Here is an 18,060-nt window from a genome sequence, read left to right on the forward strand (position 1 = left end):
CGCTCCTTGCTCTTGGTCGCCTGCCATCTCAGCACGAATGGCCCGCCGATGCGACCACCGCAACGCAGAATATGTCTTTCTGTAATTTATTGATAAAACAGCCCGAAATTACAGGCTATCTTGCGGCACCGCTTGAAAGTGAGGGTTCGCAGGTGAACAGATACCCCCGAGATTTCCGTGGCCACGGCCCGGACGCCCCCGATGCACAATGGCCCGGCGGCGCAAAGATCGCCGTCTCGCTCGTGCTCAATTACGAAGAAGGGGGCGAGAACAACCTGCTGCACGGCGATGCGCAATCCGAAGCCTTCCTGTCCGACATCGCCGGGGCCGCGCCTTGGCCCAACATGCGCCACTGGAACATGGAGTCGATCTATGACTACGGCGCGCGCGCCGGGTTCTGGCGGCTGCACCGGCTCTTTACCGGGCGCAACCTGCCCGTCACCGTCTATGGCGTCACCTCGGCCCTTGCCCGCAACCCCGAACAGGTCGCGGCCATGCAGACCGCCGGTTGGGAAATCGCCAGCCACGGGCTGAAATGGGTCGATCACCGTGACATGCCCGAAGAGGAGGAACGCGCCCAGATCGCCGAATCCTTCCGCCTGCACCAAGAGGTGACAGGCGCGGCGCCTTTGGGCTGGTATACTGGCCGCTGTTCCATGAACACGGTGCGCCTGACCGCCGAAACCGGTCAACTCGCGTGGATTTCCGACACCTATGACGACGACCTTCCCTATTGGAAAGAGGTGGGGGACCATGACCAACTGGTCATCCCCTACACGCTCGAAGCCAATGACATGCGCTTTGCCACCGCGCCGGGCTACATCACCGGCGAGCAATTCTACCAATATCTGAAAGACAGCTTCGACGTGCTCTATGCCGAAGGCATGGCAGGCCGCGCCAAGATGTTTTCCATCGGGCTGCACAACCGCCTGATCGGGCGCCCGGGCAAGATGGCGGGCCTCCAGCGCTTTCTCGACTATGCGCAAGGCCATGAAGGCGTCTGGTTCCCGCGCCGCATCGACATCGCCCGTCATTGGGCGCAGACGCATCCGCACAAACGCATCGAGCGTCCCAGCCAGATGGACCGCGCCCGCTTTGTCGCGCGCTTCGGCAGCATCTTTGAACACTCGCCCTTCATCGCCGAACGCGCCCATGATCTTGAACTCGGCCCCGCCCATGACAGCGCCACCGGCCTGCACAATGCGCTGGCCCGCATGTTCCGCAGCGCCTCGCCCGACGAGCGGCTGGGGGTCCTGCGCGCGCACCCGGATCTGGCCGGCAAGCTCGCCGCCGCCAAGCGGCTGACGCCCGAGTCCACCGCCGAGCAGGCCAGCGCCGCGCTGGACGCCCTCACCGATGCCGAGCGCGACACCTTCCAGCGGCTCAACCGCGACTATGTGGCCAAGCACGGCTTTCCCTTCATCATCGCGGTGCGTGACAACACGAAAGACAGCATCCTTGCCGCCTTTACGGCCCGTATCGCCAATGACACCGCGACCGAATTCGCCACCGCCTGTGCGCAGGTGGAACGCATTGCCGCCCTCCGGCTGAAGGACATGCTGCCATGACCGCGTATTACACCCCCCAAGGCGGTCTGCCGCCGCAAACCCAGTTGATGACCCAGCGCGCCGTCTTTACCTCGGCCTATGCCGTCATTCCCAAGGGCTGCTTTTCCGACATCGTCACCAGCTTCCTGCCCGGCTGGCGGCAGACGCGGCTTTGGCTGATCGCCCGCCCGATGTCAGGCTTTTCCGAAACCTTCAGCCAATATGTGATGGAAGTCGCCCCCGGCGGCGGCTCCGACGCGCCAGATCCGGAAACCGGGGCCGAACACTGGCTGTTCTTCACCGACGGTCTGGCCACGCTGACGATCGATGGCGAAGGCCATGAGATGGAAAGCGGCAGCTACGCCTATATCCCGGCAGGCCAGCGCTGGACCCTTCTGGCCGAAGGCAAAGGCCCGGCCCGCTTTCACTGGCTGCGCAAGCTCTACGAACCCGCCCCCGGCGTGGATCGGCCAGACCCGATCATCATCAACGAACGCGACGTGCCGCTTTCCCTGATGCCCGACACCAACGGCGCATGGGGCACCACCCGCTTCGTCGACCCGAACGATCTGCGCCATGATGCGCATGTGAACATCGTGACCTTCCAGCCCGGCGGCTCCATCCCCTTCGAAGAAACCCATGTGATGGAGCACGGGCTCTATGTCTTGCAGGGCAAGGCGGTCTACAAGCTCAATCAGGATTGGGTCGAGGTCGAAGCCGGGGATTTCATGTGGCTGCGCGCCTACTGCCCGCAGGCCTGCTATGCCGCCGGTCCCGGACCTTTCCGCTACCTGCTGTATAAGGATGTGAATCGCCACGCAAAACTGCGCGGGCCCGGGGCATTTGGGGGGATGCGCTGACCCGCGCGCCCCACACCTTCCTCCCCTCTCGCCCGCAAGATGCAAGGCCCCACCACAACGGAGCGTTCAGCCCATGCCAGTGATCCACCCCCGGCCTCTGACCTCGGCAGATTTCGCCCCCTTCGGCGAGGTGCTCGAGGCCTCTGGCGCGTTCCGCCTCATCAATGCGGGCCTGTGCCAGCGCCACCATGATCTTGCCGCGCTCGATTTCGGGCCAGACGGGCAGGCGGGGATCTCTGTCTTCAGCGCCGTCCCGCGCGCCCTGCCCTACAGCTTCGATCTGATCGAACGCCATCCCGAAGGCTCGCAGGCCTTCCTGCCAATGACCCAGCATCCGTTTCTGGTGATCGTGGCGCAGTCCCCGCAAGATGCACCCATCGCCTTCCTGACGAATGGCACCCAAGGCATCAACCTGCGGCGCGGGGTCTGGCATGGCGTCCTCACACCGCTTCACGCGCCCGGCCTTTTCGCGGTCGTCGACCGGATCGGCAGCACGCCCAATCTCGAAGAGCATCGCTACACCGAAAGCTGGACGGTCCTGCCGCTCTGACCGCTGCGGCACCCCGGCTCAGCGGGATCGCAGCACCCGCCGCAGGATCTTGCCGCTGGCCGATTTCGGGATCGCATCGATGAACTCGATCCGGACGGGCTGCTTGTAACTGGCCAGATGGCCGCGCGCATGGGCAAGAATCTCTTCGGGCCGCGCTGCGCCTTGCGGGACCACGAAAGCCACCGGCACCTCTCCCGCATCCGCATCCGGCACGCCGATGACCGCTGCATCCAGCACGGCAGAACAGCTCAGCAGCACCGCCTCCACCTCGGCCGGGGCGACCTGAAAGCCCTTGACCTTGATCAACTCTTTCAGCCGGTCGCGGATATACAGCTGGCCTTCCGCGTCAAAGGCGGCAATGTCGCCCGTATGCAGCCAGCCTTCGGCATCAATGGTGCGCGCCGTCGCTTCAGGATTGTTCAGATAGCCCAGCATCACCTGTGGCCCCTTGATGCACAGCTCTCCTTCCTCTCCCACCGGCAGCGCCGCGCCGGTTTCGGGGTGAATCACCTTGCACAGGGTATTGGGCACCGTCACCCCCACCGCCCCCGGCTTGGCATGGGCTTCATTCGAGAAATGGGAAATCGGGCTCAATTCCGTCATGCCATAGCCTTGCATGGTCAGCGCCGTGAGCCGCGCCGAACAGGCCTCCGAAAGCTCGGCCCCCAGCGGCGCCGCCGCCGAAACCAGCACCTCTAGGCTTGAAAGGTCATAGTCCGCCACCAAGGGATGCTTGGCCATCGCCAGCACCACCGGCGGCACCGCCATCACCATGCGCACCTTGTGCTGCTGCACATGCCCCAGAAAGGCGGCCAGATCAAAGCGGGGCATCGTCACCAGCCCCGCCCCGGCCACCAGATGCATGTTCATCAGAACATTCATCCCGTAGATGTGGAAGAACGGCAAAAAGGCCACCGTGCGCTCGCCGGGCACCACACGGATCACCGCGCGCGCCTGATCGACATTCACCACCAGATTGCGATGGCTCAGCATCACCCCTTTCGGCAGCCCGGTGGTGCCGCTGGAATAGGGCAGCACCACGACATGACGCGCCAGATCCACCGGAACCTGCGCCGCCAAGGGCGCGCCCATCAGATCCGCCAGAACCGGGTGCCCCTCTGCCCCGTCGATCACCACGATCCGGCGCACCGCCGTGCCCTCCACCGCCGCCCGCGCCTCGGGCAGGAAGGCCGCCACCGTCACCAGCAGCGTCGCCCCGGCATCCGTCAGCTGATGCCGGATCTCCGGCGCGGTATAGGTGGGGTTCAGGGTGGTGATCGTGCCCCCCGCATAGGCGACCGCGTGAAACACCACCGCATATTCCGGCATGTTCGGCGCCATCAGCGCCACCACCTGCCCCGCGCCAAAGCCCTGCGCCACCAGCCCTCCGGCAAGGCGGCGGATCTGCGCCATCAAGTCTGCGCCGGTCAGGCTGCGGCCCGTCGGCCCATCGATCAGAACCACCCGATCCGGCTCGGCGGACAGGCCGTCGAACAGGCAGTCGGTGATGGAAACCTCCCGCAGCGGCACATCGGCCAAAGGACTGGTGATCACTGTCATGGCAAATTCCTCCTCTGCCAAAGCCTAGCCCAGCGCGCTTGGGGGGCAATGCGCCAAAGGTCGGGGATGCCAGCCCTTACAGCTTGAGATCATACGTCACCCATGGGGTGCGCAGGGCCATCTGGTCATACAAACCACGCGCCCGGTAATTCGTCTCGGCGGTGATCCAGCGGATCACGCTCCAGCCTCTCCGCCGTCCTTCCTCGGCCACGCCCGCAATCAGGGCCTCGGCAGCCCCACCGCCCCGCGCGCCCGGATGCACGAACAGATCGTCCAGAAAGCCCCCGGTGCTCGCCGCCAGTGGCCGCGCGAAGCCGCGGAAATGCGCCAGCCCCACCAGCCTGTCCCCATCCACCGCCACCAAAGCCTCCACCTCATGCGCCGGATCAGTGATCCAGCCCCAAACCCGGGCGCGCATCTCCTCGGTCTGCTCCACCTGATAAAAGGCCGCATATCCCGCATAAAGCTCTGCCCATGCCGCAAAATCCGAAGGCCGTGGTGTCCGTGTCTGCATCTGTGGTCTCCTTTTGCCTTCGCCCATCCTCGCACACCCATCGCGCCACGCGAAAGTCCGAGAAAGCACTGTCATTTTTTCCTGACACCCCTATCCTGACAGCATCGCAGGAGACGCCATGTTCGATCACACCCGCCCCGGCCCCCAAACCCCCGCGCTGCCCGGCGGCCCCCGCTCCGGGCTTTGCACCGATTGCGGCGTCTCGCGGCTTGGCGACGGTCGGGCCTGCGGACGGGCCTGCCAGTTCATCGCGCCGGATTACCCTGCGCTCGAACGCAACCTGCATGGCCGGACCGCACAGCCCGACACCGATGAAGCCTTCTTCGGCGTCATCCACAGCATGCAGCGCGCGCGGCTCATTGCCCCCGCGCCCGGGGCGCAATGGACCGGCATCACCACCACCCTCGCCGCAGCCTTGCTGCAACACGGCCTTGTCGATGCCGTGCTGACCGTGCTCCCCGACCCGACAGACCGCTGGAAACCGCTTCCGGCCATCATCACCGATCCCGCCGACATGGCCCGCGCGCGCGGCATGCGCATGGGCTGGGCGCCGACGCTGGCGCTGCTGGAACCCGCCCGCGCCGCCGGATATCGGCGCATCGCCTTCATCGGCATCCCCTGCCAGACCTATGCCCTGCGCGCGCTCGAAGCCGAGCTGAACCTTGACGCCCTCTATGTCATCGGCACGCCTTGCTCCGACAACACCACCACCGAAAACTTCCACCGCTTCCTGACCCTGCTCGACACCGCCCCCGACCGGATCAGCTATCTGGAATTCCGCGCCGATTTCCGGGTCGAACTGCGCTTTGATGACGGGCGCAAGCCAAGGTTCATTCCGTTTTTGCAACTGCCGATCAGCCGCTTGCCCGCGGATTTCTTCCCCACCACCTGCAAGACCTGCGTCGATTACACCAATCGCCTCTCCGATATCACGGTGGGCTATATGGGCGGCGACGGGGATCAATGGATCATCGCCCGCAACGCGCGCGGCGCCCGGCTGTTGTCGCTGATCGCGCCGCTGCTGCACACCGCGCCCCTCACCACGTCAGGCGCGCGCGGCGCCGCCGTCAAAGGCTTTGCCGCCAACACCGCCCGCGCCGCAGGCGGCCTTCCGCTGCGCCGCATGCCCAACTGGCTCCGCCCGCTGGTGGGCGTGATCCAGCGCCATTTCGGCCCCAAAGGGCTGGAATTCGCCCGCGCCCGGGTCGAGATGAAAGCCGTCGAAACCGTGCTCCACCTCCGCCGCAGCCATCCCGCGCGGCTCAAGAACATGGTCCCCGCCCATGTCTGGGCGCTTGCCGCCCGCTACGGGCTCGGCCCCGCCCCGGGCGAGACGCGCGATCCCCCCCGGTAAACTCCCAGGCGGTCACGCCATCCGCAGCGCCACATCCAGCATGCGGTTCGAAAATCCCCATTCATTGTCGTACCACCCAAACACGCGCAGCAGGCCGCCCGCCGTCACCCGCGTTTCCGGCGTGGCCATCACGATGCTCTCTGGCCGCGCCCGCAGATCGGTCGACACCAGCGCCCGGTCGGTGACACCAATCACCCCGCCCGCCGCATGAAAGGCGGCGTTCACCGCCTCCACCGTCACCGGCCGCTCGGTCAGCACCGCCAGATCCACGCAAGACACGCTGGCCACCGGCACCCGCACCGCCGAACCTTCGATCCGCCCGGCAATCTCGGGCAGCACCTGATCCAGCAGACGCGAGGCGCTGGTGGTGGTGGGCACCATCGACAGCGCCGCCGCCCGGCTGCGCGCGTAATCGGCGGCGGGCGCGTCCACGGTCGGCTGGCTCCCCGTGTAGCAATGGATGGTCGTCATGGACCCGGTCACCACCCCCCATTCGCGCTGGATCAACCGCGCCAAAGGCGCCAGCGCATTGGTCGTGCAGGACGCATTCGACACGATCGCCTGCTCTGCCAGCATCGCGTCATTGGCCCCCAGAACCAGCGTCACCTCCGCCGCCTGCGACGGCCCCGAGATCAGCACCCGGCGCGCCCCCGCCCGCAGGCCCCGCGCCGCAACCTCGCGCGCATCCGCCCGACCGGTGCATTCCATCACCACATCCACGCCGCGCAGATCCAGCGCCGAAAGATCGGCCGCGCGGTGCAAGGGAATCGCCCGACCATTCACCACCAAGGCATCGCGCTCCAGCGCGACACTGCCCCGCCATGGCCCGAACACGCTGTCATATTCAAACAGATGCGCGCACATTTCGGGCGCGGCGATGTCATTGATCCCCACCACCTCCAAACCGTGCCAGCGCGCAGGCTCGGCGGCCCAAGCCCGCAGAACCGACCGCCCGATCCGGCCAAATCCATTGATGAAAACCCGCATTCACTCCCCCTGGATCGGCCGCAGGATCATCACGCGGCCGCGCAAGGTGCAAGCGCCGCTTTGTCACCCGAACAAGGTTTCCCCCGTCACACCTCGACGACGATCCCCTGTCCGCGTTCTTCCGCCCGGCGCACCGCCATCGCAGCCACCGCCAGATCCTGCAAGCCGACGCCCGTGCCATCAAACAGCGTGATCTCCTCGGCCCCCTGCCGTCCGGGATGCTGGCCGGTCACGACATCGCCCAAAGGCACGATCTGCGCCGGGCTCAGCAGCCCCTGCGCCACCGCATGCTGGGCCTCGCCAATCGACACCGACTGCGCCAGCTCATCGGTGAACACGCGGGCCCGCGCCAGCAGGTCCGGCGCCACCTCCTGCTTGCCCTTGGTATCGGTTCCCATGCAGGCCAGATGCGTCCCGGCCGAGACATGCGCCCCCAGCAGGCACGCGGCGGGCGAGGAGGTGATCGTCACGATCACATCCGCCTCGCGCATCCGGTCCAGCGGCACCGCCTCGAAAGGCAAGCCCAGTTCCGCGGCAACCGCGCCCAGCCGGGTCAGCATCTCGGGATGCAGGTTCCACGCGATCACCCGTTCAAAGCGGCGCACCCGCGCCGCCGCGCGCAGCTGAAACGCCGCCTGATGCCCTGCCCCCACCATGCCCAGCACCCGCGCCTCTGGCCGTGCCAAGCGGTCGATCGAAATGGCACTGGCCGCCGCCGTGCGCAGCGCGGTCAGCAACCCGCCCCCCACCATGGCAACGGGCCGCCCGGTCTCGGGGTCGAACAGGAACACGGTGGACTGATGGTTGATGATGCCGCGCGAGGCATTGCCGGGAAAGTAGCCCCCGGCCTTCACCCCCAATTGCCCGCCCGCCCGGTCCAGCCCGGATTTAAAGCCGTATTGCCGCCCTTCGCCCAAGGCTTCGCGCACCACATCAAAGTTGCGCGCCTCCCCGCGCGACATCGCGGCGAAGACCGCCTCGATCGCGGCAAAGGCATCCTCGGGCGAAACAAGCCCCGCAATCAGCGCTTCCGGCACGATTCTCATGGCCACACCCGTGTCATGACGTTTGCCATACGCGCGCCATACGCAGGCCCGACGCACATCATACGCGCAATATTCATCTCAAAAGGCCTTTCCGCGCGCCGAAACCGGCCAGACCACCTCCACCTTGCCGCCCCGCACACCGACATACCAATCATGAACGTTGCAGGTGGGGTCACAATGCCCCGGCACCAGCCGCAGCTTGTCATTCACCTTCAAAACCCCCGCCGGATCTTCAACCACGCCATGTTCGTCACTGCATTTGACGTATTTCACATCGGTGCGACCAAAGATCACCGGCAGCCCAGAATCCACCGATTGCGCCTTCAAACCGGCATCGACAATCGCCTTGTCCGCCTTGGCATGGCTCATGACCGAGGTCAGGATGAACAGCGCATTTTCCCATTCGCCTTGGTCAATCCGCTGGCCGTCCTTGTCCAGAATGCGGCCATAATCGGCATCCATAAAGGCATAGCTGCCGCATTGCAGCTCGTTGTAAACCCCTGATGTGCTTTCAAAATAATAGCTGCCGGTGCCCCCGCCGCCCACGATGTCGCAGGCCAGCCCCACGGCCTTCAACGCCTCCACCGCGTCCTTCACCTGGCCCACCGCCAGATCGATCTTGGCCTTGCGGTCCGCATAACTTTCCATGTGCTGCATCGCGCCCTGATAGGCCTGCAACCCAGCGAATTTCAGCCCCGGCGCCGCCTCGATCGCACGCGCAATCGCCACCACCTCCGGCGTGGTCTTCACCCCGCAGCGCCCGGCGCCGCAATCGATCTCGACCAGACATTCGATGGTGGTCCCATGGCGCAGCGCGGCCGCCGACAGATCGGCCACATTCTCCGGCATATCCACGCAAACGATTGTTCTTGCACCCAGTTTCGGCAACCGCGCCAGCCGGTCGATCTTCGCCGGATCTCGCACTTGATTGCTGACCAGCACATCCCTGATGCCGCCGCGCGCAAAGACCTCGGCCTCGCTGACCTTCTGGCAGCACACGCCGACCGACCCGCCCAAGCGCTCTTGCAACAGCGCCACATCCACCGATTTGTGCATCTTGCCATGCACCCGGTGCCGCATGCCATGCTCCCGGGCATAATCACCCATCTTCTTGATATTGCGCTCCAAAGCGTCAAGGTCCAGCACAAGGCACGGCGTCTGGATATCGGCCTCGTCCATCCCCGGCAGGGCCGGGATGTCATATCCAACCTCAAGGCCTTCAAACTCTGTGTGCTTGTTCATGATGTCACCCTTTCATCCAAGGCAAAGTATCCAGATCGACGTTTCCCCCCGTGATGATGACGCCAACGCGCCGCCCTCGGAAAACATCCTTGTTTTTCAGGATGGTGGCCAATGGCACTGCACAGCTTGGCTCCATCACAATCTTCATCCGCTTCCATGTCAGCTTCATCGCCGCGACGATCTCCTCTTCCGTGGCGGTGAAGATATTTGCGACATGGTTGGAAACGAAATGCCACGTCAAATCCTTCAGCGGCACCTTCAACCCGTCGGCGACCGTGTCGGGCGCATCATCGGCAATGATGCGCCCCGCCTTGAAACTGCGATAGGCGTCATCGGCATTCAACGGCTCGGCGGCATAAACATCCACGCCGGGGACCAGCGCACTCATCGTCAGGCAGGTGCCGGAAATCATCCCCCCACCCCCAATCGGTGCGACCACACAGTCCAGATCCTCAACCTGTTCAAGCAGTTCGCGCGAACAGGTCGCCTGCCCGGCGATCACCCGCGGGTCATTATAGGGGTGCACAAATTCTCCTCCGCTCTGCGCCTGCACCTGCGCAAACACCGCTTCACGACTGCTGGTCGACGGTTCGCATTCGGTGATCACTCCGCCATAGCCGCGCACCGCATCCTTCTTGGCCTGCGGTGCCGTGCGCGGCATCACCACATTGCACGGGATCCCCCGCCGCCCCGCCGCATAGGACAGCGACAGCGCATGGTTCCCGCTCGAATGGGTGCACACACCCAACCGGGCCCGGTCTTCGGTCAAACCAAACACCGCATTACAGGCCCCACGCACCTTAAACGCTCCTGCCTTCTGGAAGTTCTCGCATTTGAAGAACAACTCCGCCCCGACCAAGTCATTCAAATAGCTCGAAGTCAGCACCGGCGTGCGATGGATATGCGGACGGATACGGTCATGCGCCGCGGTCACGTCGGCAAAGGTGGGGATATACATGGCGGGCATGTCTTTCATCGGTTGATCCATTCTCTGTCCAAAAGCACCCCGGGAGTCCGGGGGATGGCCCCCGGTCCGCCTCACTCTGCGGCGATCGCCAACGCGCCGGTCGAGCCGCGATAATACTCCTGCGCGGCAGCCACACCGGAGCCGAGTTTGATGGGCCACCCCAGATCCGCCATGCACATCTCGGCCGTGGCGAGACCGGACAGGACCATTACATCGGAAAGCATCCCCAGATGGCCGATCCGGAACACCTTGCCCGCGACCTCGCCGAGCCCCACGCCAAAGGCGACGCCGTATTTCTCTGCTGCGAGCTTGACCAGATCGGTGCCGTTACAGCCATCAGGCACCAGCACGGCGGTCACGGTATCGGAAAAAAGCACGGGTGCGGCGGCGCAGGGCCGCATCCCCCAAGCGGCAACGGCGCGGCGCACACCTTCGGCCAAGCGATGATGGCGGGCGTAGACAGCGTCCAGACCCTCATCCTCCAACATCTCCACCGCCCGCGCGAGCCCGGCGATCAGGCCGACAGCGGGCGTGTAAGGATAGCCACCGGCGGCATAGCTTTTCAGCATGTCCCGGAAATCAAAGAATGTGCGGAGGAGAGTGGCGGTCTGCATCGTCGCCAAGGCCTTCGGGCTCACGCCAAGGATCGCCAGACCGGCGGGGAGCATGAAGCCTTTCTGGCTGCCCGCCACCGCAATATCGACACCCCAAGCCGCCATATCAAAAGGCATCGACCCGATGGAGGACACCCCGTCGACCAGCAGCAAGGCCGGGTGTTTGGCTGCGTCGAGGGCGCGGCGCAGGCCGCCGATATCAGAGCGGACGCCGGTCGCGGTTTCGTTGTGGGTGGCGAGCACGGCCTTGATCTGGCCGCCGGGATCGGCCCGCAGTGCGGCCTCGATCCGCTGAAGGGGCACGCCTTCACCCCATGGGGTCTCGAGGATCTCGACGTTCAGGCCGTGGCGCTGGCACAGGTCGATCCAGCGGTGGCTGAACATGCCGTGGCGCGCGGCAAGGACGGTGTCGCCGGGGGAGAGGGTGTTGGTGATGGCGGCCTCCCAGCCGCCGGTGCCGGTGGAGGGCAGCAGGATCACCTCACCCTCGGCCATCCCCAGCACCCGCCGCACGCCAGCGACCGCAGGCTGGAACAGCCGGGCGAAGGCGGGGGAGCGGTGGTCGAGGGTGGGGATGTCGCAGGCCTTGCGGATGGGATCGGGGATATTGGTCGGGCCGGGGATGAAAACGGGGTTCTGGGCATACATGGGGGCGCCTCCTCACGCTGATGAGAGGAGATTAGCCGATGTCACACAGAGAGCATATTTTTTCGAAAAGTTTTTTCATTTTTGGAAATTTGCGCTATTATGGCGCAATTTCAAGCCTCAAGCCTTTTTCATCAGGACAAAGGGGAGTGTGAGACATGGCGATCTCTGCACGGCCGCGGGGCCGACCGAAAGCCTTTCATGACAAGACCGACCAGAACACGATCCAAGCGCTGGACCGTGGGCTGAGCCTGCTGGAACGCGTTGCGGCACGTCCGGGCCTGTCACTTTCGGAACTCGCGGCAGAGAGCGGCGAGGCGGTGGCCACGGTGTTTCGCGCGCTGGTCACCTTGCAAGGTCATGGCATGGTGGAAGCCGAGGACGGCGGCCAGCTGTGGCACATCGGACCGGGCGCGTTCCGCGTGGGCAATGCGTTCCTGCGCCGCACCAAGGTGGTGGAGCGCGCGCGTCAGCCGATGGACGCACTCATGCGCGACACTGGTGAGACCGCCAATCTGGGCATCGAGGCCGGGGATGAGGTGTTGTTCCTGAGCCAAGTCGAAACCCATGAGGCGATCCGCGCCTTTTTCCCACCGGGCACCAAGGCTCCGATGCATGTCTCGGGCATCGGAAAGGCACTGCTGGCGTGGTATTCCGAGATGCGGGTGGCGCGGATTCTGGCGGCCAAGGGGCTGGAGCGGTCGACTCCCGCTACCCATGTGACAGCCGAGGCCCTGCGCGCCGATCTGGCGCAAATCCGCATGCGCGGCTTTGCGATCGATGACCAGGAGCGCGCGCCCGGGATGCGCTGTATCGCAGCTCCGATCTTCAACAGCCATGGCGAGCCGGTCGCGGGCTTGTCGGTCTCTGGCCCGGCGTTTCGCATTGCGCTGGAGGAGGCCCCGCGCATCGGCGCACTGGTGCGCGCGGCGGCGGACCGGGTGACGCAAGCCACGGGCGGGGCGCAGCCCTGAGGCGCGCGCTCATCGCTCTTTGCGGTCGCGCTTCGCAGCAAGCGACCGCAGGGAGCGAGGAGCGTCAGGCGAACTTGTTGTCGCGCGGGAAGCCGCGCGGGGCCATCTTGCCTGCGCCCGCGCGCGGGCCCAGCCATTCGGTCAGATCCGGTTCGGACCGCGTGCGCCCGGCCGGATCTTTCCACGACAGGCCATCGGCCAGCGTGAAGGTGATGGCATCCGACAGACCGCCATCCTTATATTTTTGCAAGCGCACGCCCTTGCCCCGCGCCATTTCCGGCAGTTCCGACAGCGGGAACACCAGAACCTTGCGATTTTCGCCGACCACGGCCACATGATCGCCGCGCGCCACCGTCACCACGGCGGTGGTCACACCATCGCGCACCGTCAGCACTTGTTTGCCCGCGCGGGTCTGGGCCAGCACCTCTTCGCCCGGGACGATGAAGCCATCCCCGGCAGAGGAGGCCACCAGCAGCTTCTCTCCGGGCTTGAACACGCTGAGCAGAACGATTTCGGCATCATTGGGCAGATCCACCATCAGCCGCACGGGTTCGCCCATGCCGCGCCCACCGGGCAGGTTGGCCCCGATCAGCGTGTAAAAGCGGCCATTGGCTGCCACCAGAAGGATCTTGTCGGTGGTTTCAGCATGGAAAGCAAAACGCGGACCGTCGCCATCTTTGAATTTCTGTTCCGCCGACAGATCGACATGCCCCTTAAGGGCGCGAATCCAACCCATTTTGGAACAGATCACGGTGATCGGTTCGCGTTCGATCATCGCCTCGAAGGGCACGTCTTCGATCACGCCCGCCTCGGCAAAGGCGGTGCGGCGGTCACCGAGCTTGGTGCCTTTGCCGAATTGCTTGCGGATGGCCTCCAGCTCGACCCCGATCTGCTTCCATTGCAGGCGGTCACTTTCCAGCAGATCCACCAGCCCGGCGCGTTCCAGCGTGAGCGCGTCGCGCTCGGCGATCAGCTCCATCTCTTCCAGCTTGCGCAAGGACCGCAGGCGCATGTTGAGGATGGCTTCGGCCTGCACTTCGGTCAGCTCGCCCTCGCCCGCGGGGGGAGAGACATAGTCTTTTTCCGATTGGGCGCGGGCGTGCGGCTTGCCCCAGCTTTCGCGCATCAGCGCCGATTTCGGATCGGCGTCATAGCGGATGATATCGATGACGCGGTCGAGGTTCAGGAAGGTGATGATGAAACCTTCGAGAATTTCCAGCCGATGGTCGATCTTTTCCATCCGGTGCAGGCTGCGGCGGCGCAGCACATCGCGGCGGTGATCAAGGAAGGCCCGCAGCACCTCTTTCAGGCTGCACACCTTTGGCACCTTTCCGTCGATCAGCACGTTCATGTTCAGGCTGAACCGGGTTTCCAGATCCGAGTTCTTGAACAGCGTGCCCATCAGCACCTCTGGGTCCACGGTCTTGGCGCGGGGTTCCAGCACGATGCGGATGTCTTCGGCGGATTCGTCGCGCACATCGGCCAGAAGCGGGATCTTCTTGGTCTGGATGAGTTCGGCCAGCTTTTCGATCAGCTTCGACTTGGCGACCTGAAAGGGGATTTCGGTGACGACGATCTGCCACGTGCCCCGGCCAAGGTCTTCGACCGCCCATTTGGCGCGGGTGCGGAAAGAGCCGCGGCCCGTTTCATAGGCATCAAGAATCACGTCGCGCGGTTCCACCATGACCCCACCGGTGGGGAAATCCGGGCCGGGGATCAGGTCGACCAGTTCGGAGGTGGTGATCTCGGGGTTGCGCAGCATGGCGTGGCAGCCTTGGATCAGTTCATCCAAGTTATGCGGCGGAATGTTGGTCGCCATGCCGACGGCGATCCCGCTCGAGCCATTGGCCAGCAGGTTCGGGAAGGCGGCGGGCATGACCACCGGCTCTTCCAACGTGCCGTCATAGTTGGGGCGGTAATCGACCGCGTTTTCTGTCAGGCCTTCCATCAGGGTTTCGGCGATGGCGGTCAGCCGCGCCTCGGTATAGCGGGAGGCGGCGGGGTTATCGCCGTCGATGTTGCCGAAGTTGCCTTGGCCATCGACCAGAGGGTAGCGGACGTTGAAATCCTGCGCGAGACGGGCCATCGCGTCATAGATCGCGGCATCGCCATGCGGATGGTAATTCCCCATGACATCGCCGGCGATTTTCGCGGATTTGCGGAAGGCGCTGGTCGCAGACAGGCGGAGTTCGCGCATCGCGTAGAGGATGCGGCGGTGCACGGGCTTGAGCCCGTCGCGTGCATCAGGCAGCGCGCGGTGCATGATGGTGGACAGCGCATAGGTCAGATACCGCTCCCCGATGGCGCGGCTGAGGGGTTCGGCGACTTCGACGGGTTCTATTTTGGGGGGGGCGGCTTTGTCTGACATGGATGTGGTGTAATGCGCAGGGCGGCGCCGGTCCAGACCGATTTTATCGCCGGATTGGCCAGAAAATACGGAACCGATCACAGGACTTCACGGTTTTGAGACATGATAGCCCCTTGAGGGCAAAAGTGAATCAGGTGTCCCAATGATCCGTATGCTCTTGCTGCTTTGTGCTGGAATTTTCGTCACCCTTCAGGTGGGGGGGCAGGACCGTGGTCAAGTGCGGTTCGGCCTGATGGAGACCGCGCGCGCGCCTGCGCCTGTGACCACAGAGGCGGACGCGCCGCAAATGCTGATGGCGGCAGAAGCCTCGACTGCGCCGCCGCCGATGCAGGTGGTGTTTGCGCACGCGCAGCCCGTGGTGGCGCCCGCAGCGACACCGGCGGTGATGCCGCAGGAGCGCGTGCTGCAAGCAGAGACGGCGCCCTTCGTTGATTCATCTGAAGTGATGTATGTCACCGGACGGGCGGTAAATGTGCGCTCGGGTCCATCGACGCGCGATGGCGTGGTGGGCCGGGTGACGCGCGGCGAGCAGGTGAGCGTGGTGTCGGTGGAGACCAACGGTTGGGCGCGGGTGCGGATCGAAGGCGACGGGGTGGATGGCTATATGGCGATGAACTTCCTCTCCGACGCGCCCTGAGCGAAGGGCAGAGACTGTCGCCCTTTGCAGGCTGGGCGAATCTGGAGAGCCTTAGGTGAGATGGCATTCGAGCAGGCGGGCCGACGGTGTGCGGCACGCCTGTTTTGCTGTGCAAGGCGATGGAAACTTGTGAAAAACCTGCCGACGTGGCAATGATGGGGGCGCGTCCGGCAGGTTATGCCGGGGGTTGATGACGCGGTCATCCAAAATCAAAACACCACGAGCAATTTCACAGGCAGGCAGGCCCTTTCATGCAACGAGTTGTGCTTATCACCGGCTGTTCGTCGGGAATCGGGCTGGATGCCGCAAGGGGATTGCGCGCGCGCGGCTGGCGGGTCTTTGCAAGCTGTCGCCAACAGGCCGATTGCGATCGGCTGATCGCCGAGGGATTTGACAGTCCGCGGCTGGATTATGCCGATGAGGCCAGCCTTGCGCGCGGAGTGTCAGAGGTCTTGGACGCGACAGGTGGGCGGCTGGATGCACTGTATAACAACGGCGCCTTCGCCTGCCCGGGCGCGGTGGAAGACCTCCCGCGCGGGGGGTTACGTGAGATTTTCGAGACCAATCTGTTTGGCGTGCATGACCTGACGCGCCGGGTGATCCCGGTGATGCGGACACAGGGGCACGGGCGCATTGTGAATTGCTCCTCGGTGCTCGGGCTTGTCGGGCTGAAATGGCGCGGGGCCTATGTGGCCAGCAAATTCGCGCTGGAAGGGCTGACGGACGTGCTGCGCATCGAAATGCGCGGCACCGGGATCTCTGTCAGCCTGATCGAGCCCGGCCCGATCACCAGCCGGATCCGGGCCAATGCAATCCCGCATTTCGAGAAGTGGATCGACTGGGAAGGCTCGGCCCGAGCGGCAGACTATGCGGCATTGCGCGGTCGGCTTTATGAAGACCGGGGGCCGGACCGCTTTGAACTCCCTCCGGACCGGGTGACGCGCAAGCTGATCCATGCATTGGAGAGTCCGCGCCCCAAGGCGCGTTACTATGTCACGACACCGACGCATCTGATGGGCCTGTTGCGCCGCATCCTGCCCACCCGCGCGCTCGACTGGGTGATCGCCAAAGGCTAAGCACCTTTGGCCAAAGGAGCCGCCTTGGGGGGCTTCGAGCCCCCACGCGGCGGCGTTGCCACGGAATGCGCATAAGGCGCGCCAAGGTCTGAAAGCGCCCGCGAGCGGACAGCGGTGGACGCTCCGCGGGGAGTATTTGAGAAAGCTGCAAAAGCTGGATCAGGTCCTTCGGCTTGCACCTTTTCTAAATACTCAAAAAATCCAACGCTCGGGCTTGCGGGCGGGCGCAGAAATTTCGCCTTCGCTTTTCGGCGCGGGCCGCCTAAGTCTTGGCGCAAAGGAAAGGGAAACCCATGCTGAACGATCCGCTGTTCATTCTGGCCGCTGTGGCGAGCCTTGGGGTTCTGGTCATTCTGATGATTGGAATCGGAGGTTTTGCCAAGGGCGGGGAGTTCAACCGCAAACATGCCAATCGGTTGATGCGCTATCGGATTGCCGCTCAGGCCGTGGCGGTGCTTTTGATCGTGGGCTTTGCCTTTTTGCACAGCAGAGGGGGATGAGCCATGGTTGTTCTGTCAAAGATCTACACGCGCACCGGCGACGCCGGGGAGACGGCGCTGGGGAACGGCGCGCGGGTGGCCAAGCATTCGTTGCGGGTGTCGGCCTATGGCACGGTGGATGAGGTGAATGCCACGGTGGGCTTGGCGCGGCAGCATGCCAGCGGCGAGATGGATGCAGCGCTTGCGCGGATTTCCAACGATCTTTTCGATCTGGGCGCGGATCTGTGCACGCCCGACATGCACAAGGACGCCGAGTTGAGCTATACGCCCTTGCGCATGGTGGAAAGTCAGGTGCTCCGGCTGGAGCGGGAGATCGATGCGTGGAATGCGCGGCTGACGCCGTTGCGCAGTTTCATACTGCCGGGGGGCAGCGGTTTGGCGGCGCAGTTGCACCTGTGCCGCACGGTGTGCCGGCGCGCCGAGCGGCTGGTTGTGGAATTGGGCACATTAGAAGAGGTGAATGCGGAGGCGGTCAAATACCTGAACCGATTGTCGGATTGGTTCTTTGTGGCCGGTCGCATTGCCAATGACGACGGGCGCGCCGATGTGCTTTGGGTGCCCGGCCTGACCCGCTGAGCGCGGTGCTACGTGGCGTTCCGGGGGGCTGGCGCGTCGATTT

17 protein-coding genes are annotated in these 18,060 nt (G+C 64.6%); 9 read left to right on the plus strand and 8 right to left on the minus strand.

The genetic code is table 11. The features are described 5' to 3' along the window. Positions 1-152 precede the first annotated feature (152 nt). The 3 genes from puuE (at position 153) to CUR21_RS06195 (ending at position 2,957) form a co-directional block, all read left to right on the plus strand. Entirely contained in the window at positions 153-1,568 is a 1,416-nt protein-coding gene (gene puuE / locus CUR21_RS06185) for an allantoinase PuuE (protein WP_100196762.1), read from the plus strand. After that, positions 1,565-2,407 carry a bifunctional allantoicase/(S)-ureidoglycine aminohydrolase gene (locus CUR21_RS06190; protein ID WP_100196155.1) on the plus strand — a complete coding sequence of 281 codons (843 nt, stop codon included), beginning with the start codon at positions 1,565-1,567 and terminating at the stop codon, positions 2,405-2,407. The genes puuE and CUR21_RS06190 overlap by 4 nt, the downstream gene beginning before the upstream one ends. Before the next feature lie 73 nt (positions 2,408-2,480). Next, entirely contained in the window at positions 2,481-2,957 is a 477-nt protein-coding gene (locus CUR21_RS06195; protein ID WP_100196156.1) for an ureidoglycolate lyase, read from the plus strand. 18 nt (positions 2,958-2,975) lie between these two features. Here the strand turns inward: CUR21_RS06195 and CUR21_RS06200 are convergent, their stop codons facing one another. Both CUR21_RS06200 and CUR21_RS06205 read right to left on the minus strand, forming a co-directional pair. Then, positions 2,976-4,517, minus strand: a complete 1,542-nt coding sequence (locus tag CUR21_RS06200) for an AMP-binding protein (RefSeq protein WP_100196157.1) — start codon at positions 4,515-4,517, stop codon at positions 2,976-2,978. Between the two features lie 76 nt (positions 4,518-4,593). Then, entirely contained in the window at positions 4,594-5,031 is a 438-nt protein-coding gene (locus CUR21_RS06205) for a GNAT family N-acetyltransferase (protein WP_100196158.1), read from the minus strand. Between the two features lie 118 nt (positions 5,032-5,149). Between CUR21_RS06205 and CUR21_RS06210 the strand changes: the two genes are divergently transcribed. Further along, positions 5,150-6,385 (plus strand): Coenzyme F420 hydrogenase/dehydrogenase, beta subunit C-terminal domain, encoded by a 1,236-nt coding sequence (locus tag CUR21_RS06210; protein ID WP_100196159.1) that lies wholly within the window; start codon positions 5,150-5,152, stop codon positions 6,383-6,385. A 12-nt stretch (positions 6,386-6,397) separates the two neighbouring features. On the opposite strand, the gene CUR21_RS06215 is transcribed toward CUR21_RS06210, so the two are convergent. The 5 genes from CUR21_RS06215 to bhcA form a co-directional block, all read right to left on the minus strand. Continuing rightward, the gene (locus CUR21_RS06215; RefSeq protein WP_100196160.1) at positions 6,398-7,372 is read right to left on the minus strand and encodes a type I glyceraldehyde-3-phosphate dehydrogenase; all 975 of its coding nucleotides are present in this window, start codon (positions 7,370-7,372) and stop codon (positions 6,398-6,400) included. A gap of 86 nt (positions 7,373-7,458) precedes the next feature. Then, entirely contained in the window at positions 7,459-8,418 is a 960-nt protein-coding gene (bhcD, locus tag CUR21_RS06220) for an iminosuccinate reductase BhcD (RefSeq protein WP_100196161.1), read from the minus strand. A 78-nt stretch (positions 8,419-8,496) separates the two neighbouring features. After that, entirely contained in the window at positions 8,497-9,660 is a 1,164-nt protein-coding gene (bhcC, locus tag CUR21_RS06225) for a 3-hydroxy-D-aspartate aldolase BhcC (RefSeq protein WP_100196162.1), read from the minus strand. A 4-nt stretch (positions 9,661-9,664) separates the two neighbouring features. Continuing rightward, positions 9,665-10,636: a beta-hydroxyaspartate dehydratase BhcB gene (bhcB, locus tag CUR21_RS06230; protein ID WP_100196763.1), complete on the minus strand. Its 972-nt coding sequence runs from the start codon at positions 10,634-10,636 to the stop codon at positions 9,665-9,667. Positions 10,637-10,698: 62 nt separating this feature from the next. After that, positions 10,699-11,889, minus strand: a complete 1,191-nt coding sequence (gene bhcA, locus CUR21_RS06235) for an L-aspartate--glyoxylate aminotransferase BhcA (protein ID WP_100196163.1) — start codon at positions 11,887-11,889, stop codon at positions 10,699-10,701. Positions 11,890-12,044: 155 nt separating this feature from the next. On the opposite strand from bhcA, the gene bhcR reads away from it, so the two are divergent. After that, positions 12,045-12,860 (plus strand): HTH-type transcriptional regulator BhcR, encoded by an 816-nt coding sequence (bhcR, locus tag CUR21_RS06240; protein ID WP_100196164.1) that lies wholly within the window; start codon positions 12,045-12,047, stop codon positions 12,858-12,860. A 64-nt stretch (positions 12,861-12,924) separates the two neighbouring features. Here the strand turns inward: bhcR and CUR21_RS06245 are convergent, their stop codons facing one another. Further along, the gene (locus CUR21_RS06245; protein WP_100196764.1) at positions 12,925-15,228 is read right to left on the minus strand and encodes a DNA topoisomerase IV subunit A; all 2,304 of its coding nucleotides are present in this window, start codon (positions 15,226-15,228) and stop codon (positions 12,925-12,927) included. A gap of 142 nt (positions 15,229-15,370) precedes the next feature. On the opposite strand from CUR21_RS06245, the gene CUR21_RS06250 reads away from it, so the two are divergent. From CUR21_RS06250 to CUR21_RS06265, 4 genes are all read left to right on the plus strand, one after another. Then, positions 15,371-15,865: an SH3 domain-containing protein gene (locus tag CUR21_RS06250; RefSeq protein WP_100196165.1), complete on the plus strand. Its 495-nt coding sequence runs from the start codon at positions 15,371-15,373 to the stop codon at positions 15,863-15,865. Between the two features lie 251 nt (positions 15,866-16,116). Continuing rightward, positions 16,117-16,941 carry an SDR family NAD(P)-dependent oxidoreductase gene (locus CUR21_RS06255; protein ID WP_100196166.1) on the plus strand — a complete coding sequence of 275 codons (825 nt, stop codon included), beginning with the start codon at positions 16,117-16,119 and terminating at the stop codon, positions 16,939-16,941. Between the two features lie 293 nt (positions 16,942-17,234). Continuing rightward, the gene (locus CUR21_RS06260) at positions 17,235-17,441 is read left to right on the plus strand and encodes a twin transmembrane helix small protein (RefSeq protein WP_100196167.1); all 207 of its coding nucleotides are present in this window, start codon (positions 17,235-17,237) and stop codon (positions 17,439-17,441) included. 3 nt (positions 17,442-17,444) lie between these two features. Then, entirely contained in the window at positions 17,445-18,017 is a 573-nt protein-coding gene (locus tag CUR21_RS06265) for a cob(I)yrinic acid a,c-diamide adenosyltransferase (RefSeq protein WP_100196168.1), read from the plus strand. Positions 18,018-18,060 lie beyond the last annotated feature (43 nt).

This window comes from Pseudorhodobacter sp. MZDSW-24AT, assembly GCF_002794355.1.
Classification (GTDB): Bacteria; Pseudomonadota; Alphaproteobacteria; order Rhodobacterales; family Rhodobacteraceae; genus Pseudotabrizicola.

Coding starts and splice junctions, on each gene's coding strand:
- CUR21_RS06190 (WP_100196155.1), top strand. CDS start 1,565: ATGACCGCGTATTACACCCCCCAAGGCGGTCTGCCGCCGCAAACCCAG.
- CUR21_RS06195 (WP_100196156.1), top strand. CDS start 2,481: ATGCCAGTGATCCACCCCCGGCCTCTGACCTCGGCAGATTTCGCCCCC.
- CUR21_RS06200 (WP_100196157.1), bottom strand. CDS start 4,517: ATGACAGTGATCACCAGTCCTTTGGCCGATGTGCCGCTGCGGGAGGTT.
- CUR21_RS06205 (WP_100196158.1), bottom strand. CDS start 5,031: ATGCAGACACGGACACCACGGCCTTCGGATTTTGCGGCATGGGCAGAG.
- CUR21_RS06210 (WP_100196159.1), top strand. CDS start 5,150: ATGTTCGATCACACCCGCCCCGGCCCCCAAACCCCCGCGCTGCCCGGC.
- CUR21_RS06215 (WP_100196160.1), bottom strand. CDS start 7,372: ATGCGGGTTTTCATCAATGGATTTGGCCGGATCGGGCGGTCGGTTCTG.
- bhcD (WP_100196161.1), bottom strand. CDS start 8,418: ATGAGAATCGTGCCGGAAGCGCTGATTGCGGGGCTTGTTTCGCCCGAG.
- bhcC (WP_100196162.1), bottom strand. CDS start 9,660: ATGAACAAGCACACAGAGTTTGAAGGCCTTGAGGTTGGATATGACATC.
- bhcB (WP_100196763.1), bottom strand. CDS start 10,636: ATGAAAGACATGCCCGCCATGTATATCCCCACCTTTGCCGACGTGACC.
- bhcA (WP_100196163.1), bottom strand. CDS start 11,889: ATGTATGCCCAGAACCCCGTTTTCATCCCCGGCCCGACCAATATCCCC.
- bhcR (WP_100196164.1), top strand. CDS start 12,045: ATGGCGATCTCTGCACGGCCGCGGGGCCGACCGAAAGCCTTTCATGAC.
- CUR21_RS06245 (WP_100196764.1), bottom strand. CDS start 15,228: ATGTCAGACAAAGCCGCCCCCCCCAAAATAGAACCCGTCGAAGTCGCC.
- CUR21_RS06250 (WP_100196165.1), top strand. CDS start 15,371: ATGATCCGTATGCTCTTGCTGCTTTGTGCTGGAATTTTCGTCACCCTT.
- CUR21_RS06255 (WP_100196166.1), top strand. CDS start 16,117: ATGCAACGAGTTGTGCTTATCACCGGCTGTTCGTCGGGAATCGGGCTG.
- CUR21_RS06260 (WP_100196167.1), top strand. CDS start 17,235: ATGCTGAACGATCCGCTGTTCATTCTGGCCGCTGTGGCGAGCCTTGGG.
- CUR21_RS06265 (WP_100196168.1), top strand. CDS start 17,445: ATGGTTGTTCTGTCAAAGATCTACACGCGCACCGGCGACGCCGGGGAG.